The organism is Flavobacterium sp. ALJ2 (assembly GCF_015594725.1).
Classification (GTDB): Bacteria; Bacteroidota; Bacteroidia; order Flavobacteriales; family Flavobacteriaceae; genus Flavobacterium.
Map to the genome: position 1 here is coordinate 468428 of NZ_JADNRC010000001.1, position 17224 is coordinate 485651.

Annotated in this window: 12 protein-coding genes; 10 read left to right on the plus strand and 2 right to left on the minus strand. The window is 31.0% G+C overall.

Features of this window, described 5'->3' with window-relative positions:
- Positions 1 to 217 precede the first annotated feature (217 nt).
- From ychF to IUY40_RS02110, 7 genes are all read left to right on the plus strand, one after another.
- On the plus strand, positions 218 to 1312 hold the full coding sequence (gene ychF / locus IUY40_RS02080) for a redox-regulated ATPase YchF (RefSeq protein ID WP_195735229.1): 1095 nt from the start codon (positions 218 to 220) through the stop codon (positions 1310 to 1312).
- A 386-nt stretch (positions 1313 to 1698) separates the two neighbouring features.
- Positions 1699 to 2610 (plus strand): YihY/virulence factor BrkB family protein, encoded by a 912-nt coding sequence (locus IUY40_RS02085; RefSeq protein ID WP_195735230.1) that lies wholly within the window; start codon positions 1699 to 1701, stop codon positions 2608 to 2610.
- 17 nt (positions 2611 to 2627) lie between these two features.
- Entirely contained in the window at positions 2628 to 3152 is a 525-nt protein-coding gene (locus tag IUY40_RS02090; RefSeq protein ID WP_195735231.1) for an NAD(P)H-dependent oxidoreductase, read from the plus strand.
- A 26-nt stretch (positions 3153 to 3178) separates the two neighbouring features.
- Positions 3179 to 4357, plus strand: coding sequence for a nicotinate phosphoribosyltransferase (gene pncB / locus IUY40_RS02095; RefSeq protein ID WP_195735232.1), 1179 nt, complete (start codon positions 3179 to 3181; stop codon positions 4355 to 4357).
- Between the two features lie 269 nt (positions 4358 to 4626).
- Complete coding sequence (locus IUY40_RS02100; RefSeq protein ID WP_195735233.1) at positions 4627 to 6498, plus strand: DNA topoisomerase IV subunit B; 1872 nt, start codon at positions 4627 to 4629, stop codon at positions 6496 to 6498.
- Between the two features lie 4 nt (positions 6499 to 6502).
- Positions 6503 to 7690, plus strand: coding sequence for a DUF3298 domain-containing protein (locus tag IUY40_RS02105; RefSeq protein ID WP_195735234.1), 1188 nt, complete (start codon positions 6503 to 6505; stop codon positions 7688 to 7690).
- Positions 7691 to 7770: 80 nt separating this feature from the next.
- Positions 7771 to 10494 carry a DNA gyrase/topoisomerase IV subunit A gene (locus IUY40_RS02110; RefSeq protein ID WP_195735235.1) on the plus strand — a complete coding sequence of 908 codons (2724 nt, stop codon included), beginning with the start codon at positions 7771 to 7773 and terminating at the stop codon, positions 10492 to 10494.
- Positions 10495 to 10613: 119 nt separating this feature from the next.
- Here IUY40_RS02110 and IUY40_RS02115 read toward each other — a convergent pair whose 3' ends face one another.
- Both IUY40_RS02115 and IUY40_RS02120 read right to left on the minus strand, forming a co-directional pair.
- Entirely contained in the window at positions 10614 to 11981 is a 1368-nt protein-coding gene (locus tag IUY40_RS02115; RefSeq protein WP_195735236.1) for a DUF5458 family protein, read from the minus strand.
- A 2-nt stretch (positions 11982 to 11983) separates the two neighbouring features.
- The gene (locus tag IUY40_RS02120; protein WP_195735237.1) at positions 11984 to 12439 is read right to left on the minus strand and encodes a type VI secretion system contractile sheath small subunit; all 456 of its coding nucleotides are present in this window, start codon (positions 12437 to 12439) and stop codon (positions 11984 to 11986) included.
- A gap of 158 nt (positions 12440 to 12597) precedes the next feature.
- Here IUY40_RS02120 and IUY40_RS02125 point away from each other — a divergent pair, with 158 nt between their 5' ends.
- From IUY40_RS02125 to IUY40_RS02135, 3 genes are read left to right on the plus strand one after another with little or no spacing between them, the layout of a single operon-like run.
- Entirely contained in the window at positions 12598 to 13017 is a 420-nt protein-coding gene (locus IUY40_RS02125) for a GPW/gp25 family protein (RefSeq protein WP_195735238.1), read from the plus strand.
- An 8-nt stretch (positions 13018 to 13025) separates the two neighbouring features.
- Positions 13026 to 14786, plus strand: coding sequence for a hypothetical protein (locus tag IUY40_RS02130; protein ID WP_195735239.1), 1761 nt, complete (start codon positions 13026 to 13028; stop codon positions 14784 to 14786).
- 3 nt (positions 14787 to 14789) lie between these two features.
- Positions 14790 to 17222, plus strand: a complete 2433-nt coding sequence (locus IUY40_RS02135; RefSeq protein ID WP_195735240.1) for an ATP-dependent Clp protease ATP-binding subunit — start codon at positions 14790 to 14792, stop codon at positions 17220 to 17222.
- Positions 17223 to 17224 lie beyond the last annotated feature (2 nt).

Sequence of the window (17224 nt, forward strand, 5' to 3'; positions counted from 1 at the left end):
TGTAGATTGGTTAGATGTTTAGTTAAAAGTAGTTATTTTTTAACAAAACTTTAGCTAAATATTTAAATTTTTTTAAGGGTTTGTTTAAAAGTGCATTAATACACAGTTTTTGTTCGGCAACGAAGTATTAAATCTTATATTTGCAAACTTTTAAAAGCGAGAACATAAATTTCAGCAGAATTGAATAGCTGAATATAAAAATAAATAGAAACTACATATGAAAGCAGGAATTGTAGGATTGCCAAATGTTGGAAAATCAACATTATTTAATTGTTTATCAAATGCAAAGGCGCAAAGTGCAAACTTTCCTTTTTGTACAATCGAGCCAAATATTGGTGTTGTAAACGTACCAGATCCCAGAATTGAAAAATTAGAAGAATTGGTAAAGCCAGAGCGTGTTCAAATGGCAACTGTGGATATCGTAGATATTGCAGGTTTAGTAAAAGGAGCAAGTAAAGGTGAAGGATTAGGAAATCAATTTTTAGGAAACATCAGAGAGTGTAACGCGATTATTCACGTTTTGCGTTGTTTTGATAATGATAATATTGTACACGTAGATGGAAATGTAAATCCAATTCGTGACAAAGAAACAATTGATATTGAGTTGCAATTGAAAGATTTAGAAACGGTTGAAAAACGTTTGGAGAAAGTAAATCGTGCAGCAAAAACTGGAAATAAAGAAGCGCAGACAGAAAAAGCACTTTTAGACAGAATCAGAGAGTCATTATTACAAGCTAAATCAGCTCGTACTATCACGCCTCAAGGTAATGACGAAGAAGTTTTAATGGAATCTTTCCAGTTAATTACAGCAAAACCAGTATTGTATGTTTGTAATGTTGACGAAAGTTCAGCTGTAAACGGAAATAAATATGTAGATCAGGTTCGTGAGTTGGTAAAAGACGAAGATGCTGAGGTTATTATTCTTTCAGTAGGAGCAGAAGCAGATATTACAGAATTAGAAAGTTACGAAGAGCGTCAAGTTTTCCTTGAAGATATGGGATTGCAAGAACCAGGAGCATCAGTTTTAATTCGTGCTGCTTATAAATTATTGAAACAACAAACCTATTTCACAGCAGGAGTAAAAGAAGTTCGTGCTTGGACAATCAATATCGGAGCTACTGCACCACAAGCAGCAGGAGTTATCCATACCGATTTCGAAAAAGGATTTATCCGTGCCGAAGTAATTTCATATGAAGATTTCGTTCATTACGGTTCAGAGGCAAAAGCAAAAGAAGCTGGGAAATTTAAAGTAGAAGGAAAAGAATATATCGTAAAAGATGGTGATGTAATGCACTTCCGTTTTAACGTATAATTTTTCTTTAGAAAAAAGAATCAAGATTAAAGAGAATAGACAAAGCTGCTGAAGAAATTCAGCAGCTTTTTTTTGTTTTACCATTAAGGAATTAAGAGAAGTTAAGTTTATTCTTAAAGAAGCTTAATTTCTTAATGGTTTAATTTTAGTACCTATTTCCAGCTTTCCGTTTCAAGATTTTTCGGTAAAACCTTTTTTTGTAATACTATAAAAAGAGCTTCCGTTGGTCGCTTTTTTACAGTAACAAAAAAGTGGTTTTCCTCTCAAAATGCTTTCCACCACAATCTGGGGTAGTCATGGACAAAGTATAACATTTACAGGAAATATGAGAATAACTTTATTTTTTTAATTGCTTATATTTGAGAGAAATAATTAATTAAAGTATTGTGAAAAGTCAAAATATAATATCCAAATCATGGTATTTGTTAAAAACTACAGTGTTGGAGTTTAACGATGATAATGCAATAAAGTTAAGTGCTGCATTGGCTTATTATACCATCTTTGCTCTACCGCCTTTATTAATTATAATTATTACCATTTGTGGAATTTTCTTTGGAGAAGAAGCAGTAACAGGGCAACTTTATGGTCAAATAAACGGATTGGTGGGTAACGGTGCAGCAATACAAATTCAAGAAGCAATAAAAAATGTGCAGCTTTCAGGAAATAATGTTTTTGCAACTATTTTCGGAGTAGTAATGTTATTAATTGGAGCTTCGGGAGTTTTTGCCGAAATTCAGAGTTCTATTAATTTTATTTGGGGATTGAGAGCTAAACCAAACAAAGGGCTTAAGAAATTTATTCAAAACCGCTTGATGTCGTTTTCTATGATTGTTTCAGTAGGATTCTTAATGCTAGTGAGTCTTTTTGTAAGTACAATTCTAGATTTAATGAGTGCACGCTTAAAGTTGTATTTTCCTGAGAGCACTGTTTATTTATTTAATATAATAAATCTGGTCATTATCTTGATTAGCATTACTTTGCTTTTTGCAATTATTTTTAAAGCATTACCCGATGGAATAATAAAATGGAAAGACGCTTTTATTGGAGCATCTTGTACGGCAGTACTTTTTATGATAGGAAAATTTGCGATAGGATTTTATTTAGGAAGTTCTGCAACAGCATCGGTTTATGGTGCGGCAGGTTCCGTAATAATAATTCTAGTTTGGGTCTATTATTCAGCAATTATTCTGTATTTTGGAGCTGAATTTACGAAAGTATATGCTAAGGCATATGGAGGTAAGATTTACCCAAATGAATATTCAGTAGAAATAAAAAAAGAAATCTTAGAAATCGAGTAAATACTAAAAGTTGAGTCATGAAAATCATAGCATTTGGAGGAAGTAATAGTCAGTATTCTATCAATAAAAAACTAGCGATATATGCTGCAAATAAATTTAATAATGCCGATATAGAAGTATTAGATTTAAATGATTTTGCAATGCCATTATTTAGTGTTGATGTAGAAAAAGAAATAGGGCAGCACCCAAAAGCAAAAGCTTTTCTAAGAAAATTGGCAGGGGCAGATATTCTGGTAGTTTCTATGGCAGAAAACAATGGTAACTATTCAGTTGCTTTTAAGAATGTTTTTGATTGGTGTTCGCGTATCGAAAAAGATGTTTTTCAGCATAAGCCTCTGTTGTTACTAGCTACATCTCCAGGAGCAAGAGGAGGAGCTTCGGTTTTAGAGATTGCTACAAAATTGTTTCCACGTTATGGCGCCGAAATAAAAGCAAGTTTTTCATTGCCAAGTTTTAATGCTAATTTTGATGTAGAAAAAGGAGAAATTTCTAATAGAGAACTAAAAGAGCAATTAGAGGCTCTAATAAAATCAAATTTTTAAAATAACCTAGAATAAATAGATTGCTTATGGTAACAATTTTTTTGAAATCAATATTAGATAACGATTTCTATAAATTTACGATGCAGCATGCAGTGATTAAACTATTTCCTAAAGCAAAAGTACGATATAAATTTATAAACAGGGGAAAACATGTTTTTCCTCCAGGTTTTGCTGTTTTATTGCGTCATTCTGTTGAAGCGATGACAAAATTGCAATTAACTCAAGAAGAGAAATTATATTTAAAAAAACATTGCCCATATTTGGATCCAACTTATTTGGATTTTTTGCAAGGATATACTTTTGATGCTTCAGAGGTTGAGATAGAACAAGTAGGTTCTGATTTAGATATCACGATAGAAGGATTTTGGTATCGTACTATTTTATGGGAAGTACCATTGATGGCTTTGATTTCGGAGCTTTTTTATGCTTCTCAGGATTTAAAGAGAATAGACGATAAAGCAATTCAGGATATTACTAAAAACAAGATTGAAAGTTATAATGCATTGGGAGTTTCAGTTTTAGAATTTGGAACAAGACGACGTCATTCGTACAAAGTGCACACCTTGGTCAATGAAACACTTGCGACTTTCGGTAATGAAAGTTTTCTAGGTACAAGTAATGTGCATTTGGCAATGCTTAACGGTAAGCGACCTTTGGGAACTCATGCGCATGAATGGTTTATGTTTCATGCAGCGCAATATGGGTTTAAAGTTGCTAATATAGTTGGTTTAGAGAACTGGACACAGGTTTATGGAGGAGATTTAGGAATCGCCTTGACAGATACCTATACTACAGATGTGTTTTTTGAGCAATTTGATAAAAAGTATTCCAAGCTTTTTGATGGAGTTCGTCATGATAGTGGAGATCCTATTGAATTTGCTAAAAAAACAATAGCACATTACACAAAACTCGGAATTGACCCAAAATCAAAAATCATAGTTTTCTCCGATTCATTAAATTTAGAAAAAGTAAAAGTTATATCAGATTTCTGTAAAGGAAAGATAAAAATGTCATTCGGAATTGGTACAAATTTCACCAATGATGTAGGTTTACCAGCAATGAATATGGTTGTCAAATTAACGGAAACGAAGCCAGATTTCACACATTGGGAAGGGGTAGTTAAACTTTCGGATGAAAAAAATAAAAATACGGGAACTCCCGAAATGATTGAATTGGCAAAACAAGTTTTAGGAATAAAGTCTTAGAGTTGGTTTAAAATCATTCAAAAAGAGTTTATTATTCTTTAAAGTTTGCCTTATCTGTCGAGAAATAATCTCATGAAATCTAAATGTTTAAATTTTAAATAGGCTCTTAAATTTTTGTCTTAAAAGCATTTTTTTTATGATTTTAATGAGTTTCTCTTTTTGATTTAAAAAAATGCGTTTAAAAGACGCTTTTATTGATAACTTTCAAAAGATTGACTTTCATTTTTTAAGGAGATATAGTACATTAGCAAAAAATCCAAAACTCATTTATGCTAGAGCAAAATCAATATAACGAAGATAATATTCGATCACTCGACTGGAAAGAACATATTCGTATGCGTCCCGGAATGTATATCGGAAAATTGGGAGATGGATCTTCACCCGATGATGGTATTTATATTCTGTTAAAAGAGGTTTTAGACAACTGTATCGATGAATTCGTTATGGGTGCAGGAAAAACTATTGAAGTGACTATCAGAGATAAAACCGTATCGGTTCGTGATTACGGCCGTGGAATTCCTCTAGGAAAAGTTGTTGATGTAGTTTCAAAAATGAATACAGGAGGAAAATATGACTCCAAAGCTTTCCAGAAATCAGTAGGACTAAACGGAGTAGGTACCAAGGCAGTAAATGCACTTTCTAATTATTTCCGTGTAGAATCTGTTCGTGATGATAAGCAAAAAGCCGCCGAATTTTCAGCAGGAAATTTGGTTCTTGAAGAAGATGTAATTGATACTACAAAACGAAAAGGAACCAAAGTAACTTTTATTCCAGATGAAGCTATTTTTAAAAATTACAAATTCAGATTAGAATATGTAATAAAAATGGTTAAGAACTATTGTTACCTAAACAATGGTTTGACTATTTTATTTAATGGCGAAAAATATTATTCAGAAAATGGTCTTAGAGATTTATTAGAAGAAACAATTAACGCTGATGATTTAGAGTATCCAATTATCCATCTAAAAGATATGGATATCGAGATTGCTTTAACCCACAGTAAAACACAATATAGCGAGGAATATCACTCTTTTGTAAACGGTCAGAATACCACACAAGGAGGAACGCATTTGGCGGCTTATAGAGAAGCTATCGTAAAAACCATACGAGAGTTTTATAATAAGAGTTTCGAAGCATCAGATGTGCGTAAATCTATTGTCAGTGCGATTAGCATCAAGGTTATGGAGCCTGTATTTGAATCTCAAACCAAAACCAAATTAGGTTCTATGGATATGGGATCAGACGATGGAACGCCACCAGTATCTGTTCGTACTTTTGTAAATGATTTTGTAAAGAATAAATTAGACAATTATTTACATAAAAATCCAACAACTGCCGAAGCCCTATTGCGTAAAATTCTGCAAGCAGAACGCGAACGTAAAGAACTATCAGGAATTCGAAAACTAGCGACAGATCGTGCTAAGAAAGCCAATCTTCATAATAAAAAATTAAGAGATTGTCGCGCGCATCTTCCAGATACAAAGAATCCAAGAAACTTAGAAAGCACACTTTTTATTACCGAGGGAGATTCGGCTTCTGGTTCTATTACCAAATCACGTGATGTAAATACACAAGCGGTTTTTAGTTTGCGTGGTAAGCCTTTGAACTCATACGGAATGACAAAGAAAATTGTGTATGAAAATGAAGAATTTAATTTACTACAAGCCGCTTTAGATATTGAAGACGGATTAGAAAAATTACGATATAATAATATTGTAATCGCAACCGATGCCGATGTCGATGGTATGCACATTCGTTTGTTGTTGATTACTTTCTTTTTGCAATTTTTCCCTGAATTAATCAAAGAAGGACATTTATATATCTTGCAAACACCACTTTTCAGGGTTCGAAATAAAAAAGAAACGATCTATTGTTATTCAGAAGAAGAAAGAAGAGATGCGATCGAAAAACTAAAACCAAAACCAGAAATCACGCGATTTAAAGGTTTGGGAGAGATTTCGCCAGATGAGTTTAAGAATTTCATTGGAGAAACAATTCGACTCGATCCTATTATGATGGATAAAAACACATCGATAGAACAATTGTTGTCTTTCTATATGGGTAAAAACACACCAGACAGACAAGAATTTATTATCAAGAATTTGAAAGTAGAGTTGGATGCGGTTGAAGCTGAGGTTTAATTTTATGAGAAAAACTATTCTGGGTTTATTGATAATCGCGTTATGTTTTTCTTGTCAGTCAAAAAATGATGAGAAGAAATCAGTAATTGTGCCTAAGCCTGTAAGTGAAGTGAAAATTGAAGAAAAAAACGAGAGTTTAATTTATAAAATTAAAGAAAATACAATAGTAATAGGTGGTGATACATTAAAAATCGAAGCTCCTTTTATCTATTCTTTTGAAGGGAAATTAGATAATGATAAAAAAATTCAAATTCATATTTCTAATAAATTGACTGAAGAATTTGGAGGATATTGGAAGTCAGGTAATCTTTATATTGATGGAGAAAACCAAATCTTTGGCTTTGGATTAATAAAAAATGACAAAGAGGATTTCTACACAGGCGAAGTGTATTATGACAGGAATGAAAACGAGAAAACTATTTGCAATCTTAAATTATACAATTTATTCACTAATGAAATGTTTATAGAGTGCATCTATAATAAAAAAACATATAAAATTTATCCAAGTAAAAAATTTCCATCTTATAAATGCTTTGATAAAATTGATTATACATTATTTGATACAGGAAAAACTTATAAAAAAGGGATAGCAAAAGATTATACCCCATCAAGGGATTATATTTTTTTAGGAGAAATTTTATCAAACGATAAAAGCTTTGAAGCTTTAAGTTCAAATTTAAAGTATTTGCCTATTGATTCGGTTAGTATAAAAAATCATCATAAATGGAAACATAATTTTGATATTAAAAAAGCGGTAAGTAATGAGGATAATTACACGACAGAAAGTTTATTTGTTAGTTCGCCTATTTTTGTTGATTCAAATATTTATGTAGTTTCTTATTATTGGTACAATTATATGGGTGGAGCACACGGTATGTATCATACATCATATAATAATTACGAAGTAAGTACTGGAAAAAAAATAGAAATAGCACAAATTTTAAACACAAAAGATGAAAATTTTATTGATTTTTATGGAAATAAGATAAGATCAGATTACGGTGATGAATTATTAACTCCAATAAAACTTGCTAACAATTTTTATATTTTGCCAACAGGAATTACCTTTTCTTATGCTCCTTATGAATTAGTAGGTTTTGCAGGCGGAGAACCTGAGATTTTTTTTAGTTATAAAGAATTAAAACCGTATATTTTAAAAAATACTATTCTGGATAAGTATAATTCGAATTAAGAATATACTAATTTTGATTTGATAAGGAGATCAAATTTTTCAGAATAAAAGTACAAATTTATAATTTCGAATATAAATAAATGAAAGACGAAGAAGACGATAACATAATTCCAGATAACGAAGAAAATAATTCGGAGGATACTAATTCTAATGATGACAATCAAGAAGAAGATGAATCCGATGAAATTATCGAAGTAGATGCTAAATCTTTTGAAGGAGGACATTTTTACGATAATAATGATGAGAGTGGTGATACCATTACCAAAGTTACCGGAATGTACAAAGACTGGTTCCTGGATTATGCTTCGTATGTAATTCTGGAACGTGCTGTTCCTGCTATCGAAGATGGATTTAAACCTGTGCAACGTCGTATCATGCACTCGCTTAAAGAGTTGGATGATGGTCGTTATAATAAAGTAGCCAATGTTGTAGGACATACCATGCAGTATCACCCTCACGGAGATGCGAGTATTGGTGATGCCATGGTGCAGATAGGGCAAAAAGATTTATTGATAGATTGTCAGGGAAACTGGGGTAATATCTTAACAGGAGATGGTGCTGCAGCTTCGCGTTATATCGAGGCACGTTTATCTAAATTTGCTTTGGAGGTTTTATATTCTCCAAAAATTACCGATTGGGGTGTCTCATACGATGGTCGTCGTGCGGAACCGAATAATTTACCAGTAAAATTCCCTTTGCTTTTGGCACAAGGAGCTGAAGGTATTGCGGTAGGACTTTCTACAAAAGTATTGCCACATAATTTTAATGAATTAATTGATGCTTCGATAAAAATTCTTAAAGGAAAACCGTTTACATTATATCCTGATTTTATGACTCAGGGTATTGCCGATATTTCTAATTACAATGATGGATTGCGTGGCGGACGAGTTCGTGTACGTGCCAAAATTGCACAATTAGATAAGAATACACTTGTAATTACACAAATTCCGTTTTCGACCAATACAACTACTTTAATTGATAGTATTTTGAAAGCCAATGATAAAGGCAAAATCAAAATTAAGAAAATTGAAGATAATACTGCGGCCGATGTAGAGATTTTGATCCATCTTTTCCCAGGAGTTTCACCAGACAAAACAATTGATGCATTGTTTGCTTTTACAGCTTGTGAAACCTCTGTAGCGCCTTTAGGTTGTGTTATTGAGGATAACAAACCATTGTTTATTGGCGTTTCTGCAATGTTGAAAATTTCAACAAACAGAACAGTCGATTTGCTTCGACAAGAATTAGAAATTCAATTAGAGGAATTAAAAAATAAATGGCATTTCTCAACTTTAGAGAAAATATTCATTCGTGAGGAGATGTATATTGATTTTAAATTATATTCTGATAGAGAATCGCTGTATAAATATTTATATGACCGATTTGAACCTTTCAAGAAATCATTCGTAAGAGAAATTCACGATGATGATTTACAGCGATTAACGCAAATCCCGATGATTCGTATTACTCGTTTTGATTCTGATAAAGCTGATGATTTCATCACTAAGTTGGAAGATGAAATGAAAGAAGTAGAATACAATTTGGAAAATTTAACCGATTTTGCAATTGCTTATTTTACCAAATTAAAAGAGAAATACGGTAAAGGTCGTGAACGCCAGACGGAGTTACGTATTTTTGATGATATTGAGGCTACTAAGGTGGTTTTAAGAAACACCAAATTATATGTAAACAGAGAAGAAGGTTTTATTGGAACTAGCTTGAAAAAAGATGAATATTTAACTGATTGTTCGGATATTGATGACGTGATTGTATTTTTACGAGATGGTAAAATGATGATTACAAAGGTTGATGCTAAGACATTTGTAGGTAAAGATATTATACATGTTGCTATTTTTGATAAAAGTGACAAACGCACGATTTACAATATGATCTATCGTGACGGAAAATCAGGACCTTCGTACATAAAACGTTTTAATGTTTCGGGAGTAACGCGTGATAAAGCATATGATTTAACAAATGAAACTGCAGGTTCGCAAGTAGTTTATTTTTCACATAATCCAAATGGAGAAGCCGAAGTAATAACTATTTTATTGCGTCAGGTAGGAAGTATCAAAAAACTAAAATTCGATATAGATTTTGCAGCTTTGGCTATAAAAGGCCGTGGTTCTAAAGGGAATTTGGTGACGAAATATCCAATTAAGAAAATTGAACTTAAAGAGAAAGGTATTTCGACATTATTACCAAGAAAAGTTTGGTATGATGATACTGTAAAACGCTTAAATGTTGATGCTCGTGGCGAGTTATTAGGCGAGTTTAAACCAAATGATAAAATATTAATCATTAGCCAAACAGGTAAATTGAAAGTTATTATTCCAGAATTATCTACCCATTTTGATGAGGATATGATTGTTTTGGAAAAATGGAATCCTAAAAAACCAATTTCTGCAATTTATTTTGAAGGAGAAAAAGAGCGTTATTATATAAAACGTTTCTTGGTTGAGACCGAAAACAAAGAAGAATGTTTTATTACAGAACATCCTAATTCTCAGTTAGAAATTGTAGCTACAGATTATCGTCCTGTTGCTGAATTAGTTTTTGCTAAAGTAAAAGGAGTTCAAAAAGATAATTTATATGTAGATATCGAAGATTTTATCGCTGTGAAAGGCTTTAAAGCATTAGGTAATCAATTAACAAGCGATAAGGTGAAACAGGTTAACTTGTTAGATCCATTGCCATATGAAGAGCCAATAGAAGAAGTTAAGGCGCAAACTATCGCTAATGAAGATGATTCGGTTGAAACAGAACTTGATGATGACGGGCAAATCGGACTGGTTTTAGAATAATTATAAATACAAAAAAAAACGCTAAGTAAATCTTAGCGTTTTTTTGTTTTATTATCTTGTCCTGAAATAGTAGTACCCCAAAAGATATTAAATTTTGGGGTAGAATTAATAAGGGTTATTTAAACTTGTTTGTAATCACTATGCCAAACAGCTTCTTCTGGACCATCTCCTTTATGTCCATCTAATTGAATTACGAAACTTTTAGCAGGGAAATACGGTGTAATGTGAATATCTAATAAGATTCTATCTTTTTGAGTTTTATCTTGCTCAATTTTCATTACAGTAAACTTCTCAATAAGATTAGTAGGCCCTTTAATTCCATCTAAAAACTTAATGATCTGACTTCTTAAATCTGCTTCTGTTCTAGTAGTCCAATTCTCAAATGCTCTTCTGTTTAGGAAATCAAAAAGTACTTTTGTAATGTGATCAAATACTCTAACTACTGAATAAGTTTGTAGACCTAAATTATCTCCGTTAAATAACGTTTTAGCAGAGAAAGCCATGATTTTGCTATATTCGTTTACCATTGGTACCAGACCCATTTTTTCAAGTTCTGAAATTTCGCTTTTTTTCAAATCAAAACGAACACTTTCTACTTCATTCAGACCTCCAAACTTTTTACCTGCAACAACTTGAGACATTAAAGTTTTATATATTTTTCCAGCCAATGAAGTCGATGGCGGAACATATAGATTTTCTTCTTCGCCTACTTCATCATATTTACTTCTTCCTAAAAGATAGTTACAAGTCATAATAGTATTCGATTTATGAACATCTCCTCCTGTATGGTTTGCATTGAAGAAAATATCTATAACATCATCTGGTGTTTCAAGATCTTGAAAATCGGTCAATAAAACAGCTTTGTTTTCATGTGCAATCTTAGACCATTTATCTAAAACAGCGTTAGAACCTAAATAACCTGGTACTGAAAGGATAGAATAGTTTTTTCTTAAATCTAATCTATCAAAATTTTGCTTCAATTCATTAGAAACGTAATCAAAAAATAGCGTATTATCTAGATCTTTCAATTGAGATATGTCTGCATTTAAGATTGTTACATTCTTAATTTTATCACTTTCAGTATTTTTATAAAATAAAGCGACACTTCTGTATGATGTTTCTAATTCTCTAGAAACATTTAAAGCATATTTTAGGTTTTTATTTAGTGTTGAGTCTGCGGATGTAGCTTTTGCATTAGCAACTTCGATCATAGATTCAACAGAATTGTTATCTTTTAATAAATCCAACCATAATTCTATTTTATTGGTAAGATTTGTTCTTTCACTTTCCCATTGAGTATCGTTAAGGAAAATGTTTTTCCTCGCTTTTCTACTAGGGTTTAAGTTTGATAATCCGTCGATTACGTTTTCTAAAAAGGCAAAACCTCCGTATTCGTTTAATAAATTTATTTTGCCACTTTGAGATTCTTGTAGCAATTGTTCATTTGATGAACCTTGACTTTTTTGTTCTTTAGTTTGAGTAGCCATATTTATTGTTTGTTGTTATTGATTTCTTTCTTCGCATTTTCCAGCAATTCTATAATAGCATCTTTAACTGCAGGATCTTGAATAGCTTTTATTAGACCTCTATTACTAGAGAGTTGTCTTACAATCTTATAAGCTTGCTCTTTTTCTGTATTTAATTTATTCAAAAAAGGACTATTCTCTTTAATTGATTTTGCACCGAAATCTCCTAGATTTTTAAATGTCATTGATTCTCTTAAATCGGAGCCTTCTTCAGTAGTAAATTCGAAATCTACGTTAGGTTTGAAGTTTTCAAAGACAGCTTCTACCGTTTGTAAATCATATACTGCTTCGGGTCCTACAGGTTGCTCATTTGTAAGTTTTTGAATCAACAGGGTTCTGTTTGAAGGAATTTCTAAAATTGATTCGTTGGCATCAATTTTAACCTCATTACCACCAATGCCATAATTGAACATGCTCATAATTTATATTATTTTTTAAGTTAATTCTGTAAAATTAATAAAAAAAAACTTGTAAATTATAGTGATTTGTAAGTATTTTATTTTCATTTTTGTATTTTGCTTGCAAAGCTAATTTTGCTAGTTTAATTTTTGTCTAAGTAAATGTAATATTTTTTAATATGAAATATCTTAAATATCCAATAGGTTTCAAGTCTTTACTACATGGTTCACAAGAAAATTTTTGTAAGATAGAAGAATCTATAGCTTACAATATTATGATGTTAGTTACAACCTCATTTGGAGAAATTCCAGAAACACCAAGCTATGGAACTATTATATGGGATTTAGAATTTGATCAACATATTAAGAAAAGAGACTGGGAAGATTCGGTCAGAAAATCATTATATGAATCTATAACTGAATTTGAAAAAAGATTAATTCTAGAAGAGGTTAGTATTTGTTTAGATGAAATTGATGACAAGGAGCTAAGTTCAAGTATAAGAAGAAAAGCAATTATTATTGTTAAAGGTTCTATCATAGAAAGTTTAATTCCATTTAATTTTCATACAAAATTGAATATAAGCCCAATTTCTCAATAATATTAAATATGAAAGACGTCAAGTTTATTGAAATTAAGAACAGGATACAGAAAAAATGTTTAGAAATCTGGGGGATCGAAGATATCCATATGGCAGATCCTTTGGTGATGATGATGTTAGAGGTTTTTGTATATGAAATGTATTACTTGTATCAGGAAGGAGTAGAGTCTGATAATAAAATTATCGAGCGTATTGCTCAAGAAATTGTACCAAGCCAATGGAATCTACCTATGCCAGCTCATACTCTGGTAAGTACAATCGCTACTAAAGGTATTGTTATATTAAATGCAGATACTGAATTTGTAGTAAAATCTAATATGGTTTCTAGTACTGGTTATGATATCCATTTTACTCCTTTTACCAATGAGAATATTATTGAAGGTGAGATTAGTTTTCAAATGTATAGTTCATTTTTGATTGATTCTTCAAAAAATGTAGCGCATTTACCTTCAAAGAATAAGGTTACAGATCATAGTATATGGGTTGGATTAGATGTTTCTAAAGAGAATCTAGAAAAATTAAACTCGTTGAAGTTTACATTTATAACAGAAAATTCATCATTAGATGCATTTTTAAAATACATTACAGTAAAAGGTTCTAAAGGGGAAATTATTGAAATTGAAAATGAAAATTTTGATGATGTTCAAGATAATAAACATTATACTGAAACGATAAAATCATTCTATCGAAATTTTATTTACAAATTAAAACTAGACTCAGAAAATCTGGAGTATGAATCTATTATAGACAAATTTGCAATTGATAAAGAAGTATTAAAATCCAGCAAAATAACGTCAGGCTTGATTTGGTTAGAATTTGTATTCCCTGAAATCTTCTCTAAAGAAGAACTGGATAAAATTCAAATAAAAATTAACACTTTCCCAGTTGTTAACAGAAAATTAAATCATAAAGTACATAATGCTCAAATAGAAGGCCGTCTTTTTCCGATGCAAGCTGAAGTAAATACTCATTTTCTTGATGTTATGAAAGTTTTTAATGAAAAAAACATTGAATTTATTAATGGCATAAAACAACCTCATCTTCTTGACTCAAATACATTCACTCTTTTTTATGGTGGATTAGAAAATTACGACTCCCGAAATGCTAAATTTTTCTTGAAAAAATTAGTGCGTGCCTTAAGAGAAGATATCAGTGCTTTTTCGAATATCAACGCAGATTATATTGATGCTACAATGACTAAAATTAATGAGGAAATCAATATAATTGAAAATAAAATAAATAGTAGTTATAGTCAGGTAAATGATGAAGAAGAAGTGTATGCTTTAATTCATGAAAAGGATAAATCTAAAATTATTTATTGCTCGTATTGGACTTCAAATGGTCAGGTAGCTAATAATTTAAAAAAAGGCACCATTTTAAAACAAACTGTTTTATCCGAACTAGCACAAGATTCTACTGTTTTTGAAGCTACTTCATTCGGGGGTATTTATAGAAACAATAAAGTCGAAAAATTAATTAATCTTCGATATGGTTTCTTGTCGAAAGAGCGATTGGTTACAAAACAAGATATAAAGTCAGCCGTACACTATCATTTAAGAAATATTACAAAAGATGTATTAATAACAGATGGAGTTGGTATTAGTGATGAAAGAAAAAAAGGAGTATTTAGAACTATTGATGTAGAAGTTATTCTGCAAGATAAGTATGCTGACCTAGCTGAAAGCAAACAAAAAATCGGATTGTTCTTAAAAGAAACTTTAGAAAAACAATCAGTTATGAATATTCCATTTCAAATAACAATTAACTAACTTATGAACGAATTAGATTACAGTCCAAGCTTATTATCAGCAATTAAATCTGCTAAATCATTAGCTATCCAAGATGGGCATAGTACTTATGGTGTTGCTCATTTAGCTTATGCATTATTATTTGAGCCAACTGGATTGGTAGAAGTATTAAAAACGCTATCAAAAGATATTGAGTATATAAAAGAATGGTTTGATGTCAGAAAAGAAGTGTACACTTCTGCTCAAAATAATGGGAATATCATTATAGCTGATGCTGAAATTGAGCATGTTTTTTCGGAATCAAATTTCAATAAAATCAGATTAGGAGCAGATTACATCGATGCATTTTGTGTTTTTATTGCCATTATTAAACCAGGGTTGGTCTATAGCGATAAACAAATTGATGGATTAAATTTAAGTGACAAAGAACTTTTGAAACATTTTGGATTACGGAATACTCAAAAAAGTTTTAGTCTGGTAGATGATGGAGAAGAGCAGGAAAGTATCGATATTAACTATTGTGATTCATTATATAAAAAAAACATCATTGATGAAGGTAGTAGTATTATTGGTAGAAATAAGGAAGTTAGATTAATTCTTGAGAATATAGAACGATATGAAAATCAAGGTATTTTATTGATTGGGGAGTCTGGTATTGGTAAGACAAGTATCATAAAAAATCTTATTTATCATTTGCATGAAACGGATCCCGATTTTTTTGAAGAAACTCTAGTGTTATCTTTAAACTCATCCAAACTAGTAGCAAATTGTGGAAGTGAAAATGAAATCTCAAAAAAGTTAATTGAAATTTTTGAAAAATTAGCTAAAAACGGAAAAAGTATACTATTCATTGATGATATACAGGTATTGTTAAATTCCTCAAGTTCAAAATCGAATACTGTAATTAATATCATAAATACGCAATTAACTGAAGGAAGTATTAATATTATTGCCACAATTGATTCTGATTCTTATAGAAAATCAATTGAAGGAACTACAATTAATGGAAAATTCGAAAATATTTTCATAGAAGAATTAGACTATTCTTTGTTGTTGGAATGCCTCGATATTTATAAAGAAAAACTAGAAAAACATTATAAAATAGAGATTGAAAATGAAGTTTTAAAAGAAGCAATTCATTTATCTAAACGATTTTATAAAGAAAAAAAATTACCCTATGGAGCTATTGATTTATTAGATAGGACGGCTTCTTCTGTAATTGTTTCAAATGCAAATTCATTAGTTGAAATTATAAGAATAAAAGACCAAATAAAAGAATGTGACCCTAATGATGAATCAAAAATTAGTTTATTAAAAAAGGAAATATACAATCGGATAAGTTGCATTGTAACTAGTAAAATAGAAGTTGTTGAGAATTCTAAAAGTGCTAAAAACGAAGTGGTTACTTATGAAGATATTGAGAAGTTATCAATCAATATTGAGGCTATCGCAAAAGAAAAGATAGCTACTGTTACAAAATCTGAAATTTTGGCAGTTGTTTCTAATGCAACTGGAATTCCTTTGGGTAAAATAAGCGCAGGAGAAAAAGAAAAGCTTCTAACGATTGAAGATAAATTACAAGAAAGAGTAAAAGGACAATCTTATGCTATAAAAACACTTTCGGAAGCCATTATAGAATCGCGAAGTGGCTTGAGTAATCCTAAGCAACCTATAGGATCATTTTTCTTTTTAGGACCAACAGGAACTGGAAAAACAGAATTAACTAAAACATTGGCTGAATTACTGTTTGATGATGAAAATGCTATGATTCGATTTGATATGTCCGAATTTAAAGAAGAACATTCGGCTGCTTTATTATATGGTGCTCCTCCAGGATATGTAGGTTATGAAGAAGGTGGTATGCTTGTTAATAAAATTAGGCAAAAACCTTATTCAGTTGTACTTTTTGATGAAATTGAAAAAGCACATGCTTCTGTTTATGATGTTTTTTTACAGATTATGGATGAAGGTAAGGTACATGATAAATTAGGAAGAGAAGGTGATTTCTCTAATGCTATTATCATTTTTACATCAAACATAGGCAGCCAATGGATTCAGGAGCAAATAGAAAGTGGTCATTTGCCTACTTCTAATCAATTAATTGATATTATGAGTACTCATTTCAGACCTGAGTTTTTGGGACGTTTGACAGAAGTTGTTCCTTTTGCACCTATAAATATTGAAATCGCTAAAGCAATTTTTAAATTACATCTAAGTCGTTTACAAGAGCAATTAATAAGTATCAAGAATATTTCATTTGATATATCGGACAGTGCTTTAGAGTATTTAACAAACAAAGGATTCTCTAAAAAATATGGAGCCAGACCTATTGCCGGGACAGTAAGAACATATTTAAAAAAAACAATCTCAAAATTAATTATATCAGAAGCCATTTTGGAGAATGAAACTATTGTTTTGGATATAAAAGATGATGAGTTCATTTGGGAAAAGAAATAAGC

Bases quoted from the DNA above. Each gene is read 5' to 3' on its own strand.
- ychF (WP_195735229.1), top strand. From the start codon at position 218: ATGAAAGCAGGAATTGTAGGATTGCCAAATGTTGGAAAATCAACATTA.
- IUY40_RS02090 (WP_195735231.1), top strand. From the start codon at position 2,628: ATGAAAATCATAGCATTTGGAGGAAGTAATAGTCAGTATTCTATCAAT.
- pncB (WP_195735232.1), top strand. From the start codon at position 3,179: ATGGTAACAATTTTTTTGAAATCAATATTAGATAACGATTTCTATAAA.
- IUY40_RS02100 (WP_195735233.1), top strand. From the start codon at position 4,627: ATGCTAGAGCAAAATCAATATAACGAAGATAATATTCGATCACTCGAC.
- IUY40_RS02105 (WP_195735234.1), top strand. From the start codon at position 6,503: ATGAGAAAAACTATTCTGGGTTTATTGATAATCGCGTTATGTTTTTCT.
- IUY40_RS02110 (WP_195735235.1), top strand. From the start codon at position 7,771: ATGAAAGACGAAGAAGACGATAACATAATTCCAGATAACGAAGAAAAT.
- IUY40_RS02115 (WP_195735236.1), bottom strand. From the start codon at position 11,981: ATGGCTACTCAAACTAAAGAACAAAAAAGTCAAGGTTCATCAAATGAA.
- IUY40_RS02120 (WP_195735237.1), bottom strand. From the start codon at position 12,439: ATGAGCATGTTCAATTATGGCATTGGTGGTAATGAGGTTAAAATTGAT.
- IUY40_RS02125 (WP_195735238.1), top strand. From the start codon at position 12,598: ATGAAATATCTTAAATATCCAATAGGTTTCAAGTCTTTACTACATGGT.
- IUY40_RS02130 (WP_195735239.1), top strand. From the start codon at position 13,026: ATGAAAGACGTCAAGTTTATTGAAATTAAGAACAGGATACAGAAAAAA.
- IUY40_RS02135 (WP_195735240.1), top strand. From the start codon at position 14,790: ATGAACGAATTAGATTACAGTCCAAGCTTATTATCAGCAATTAAATCT.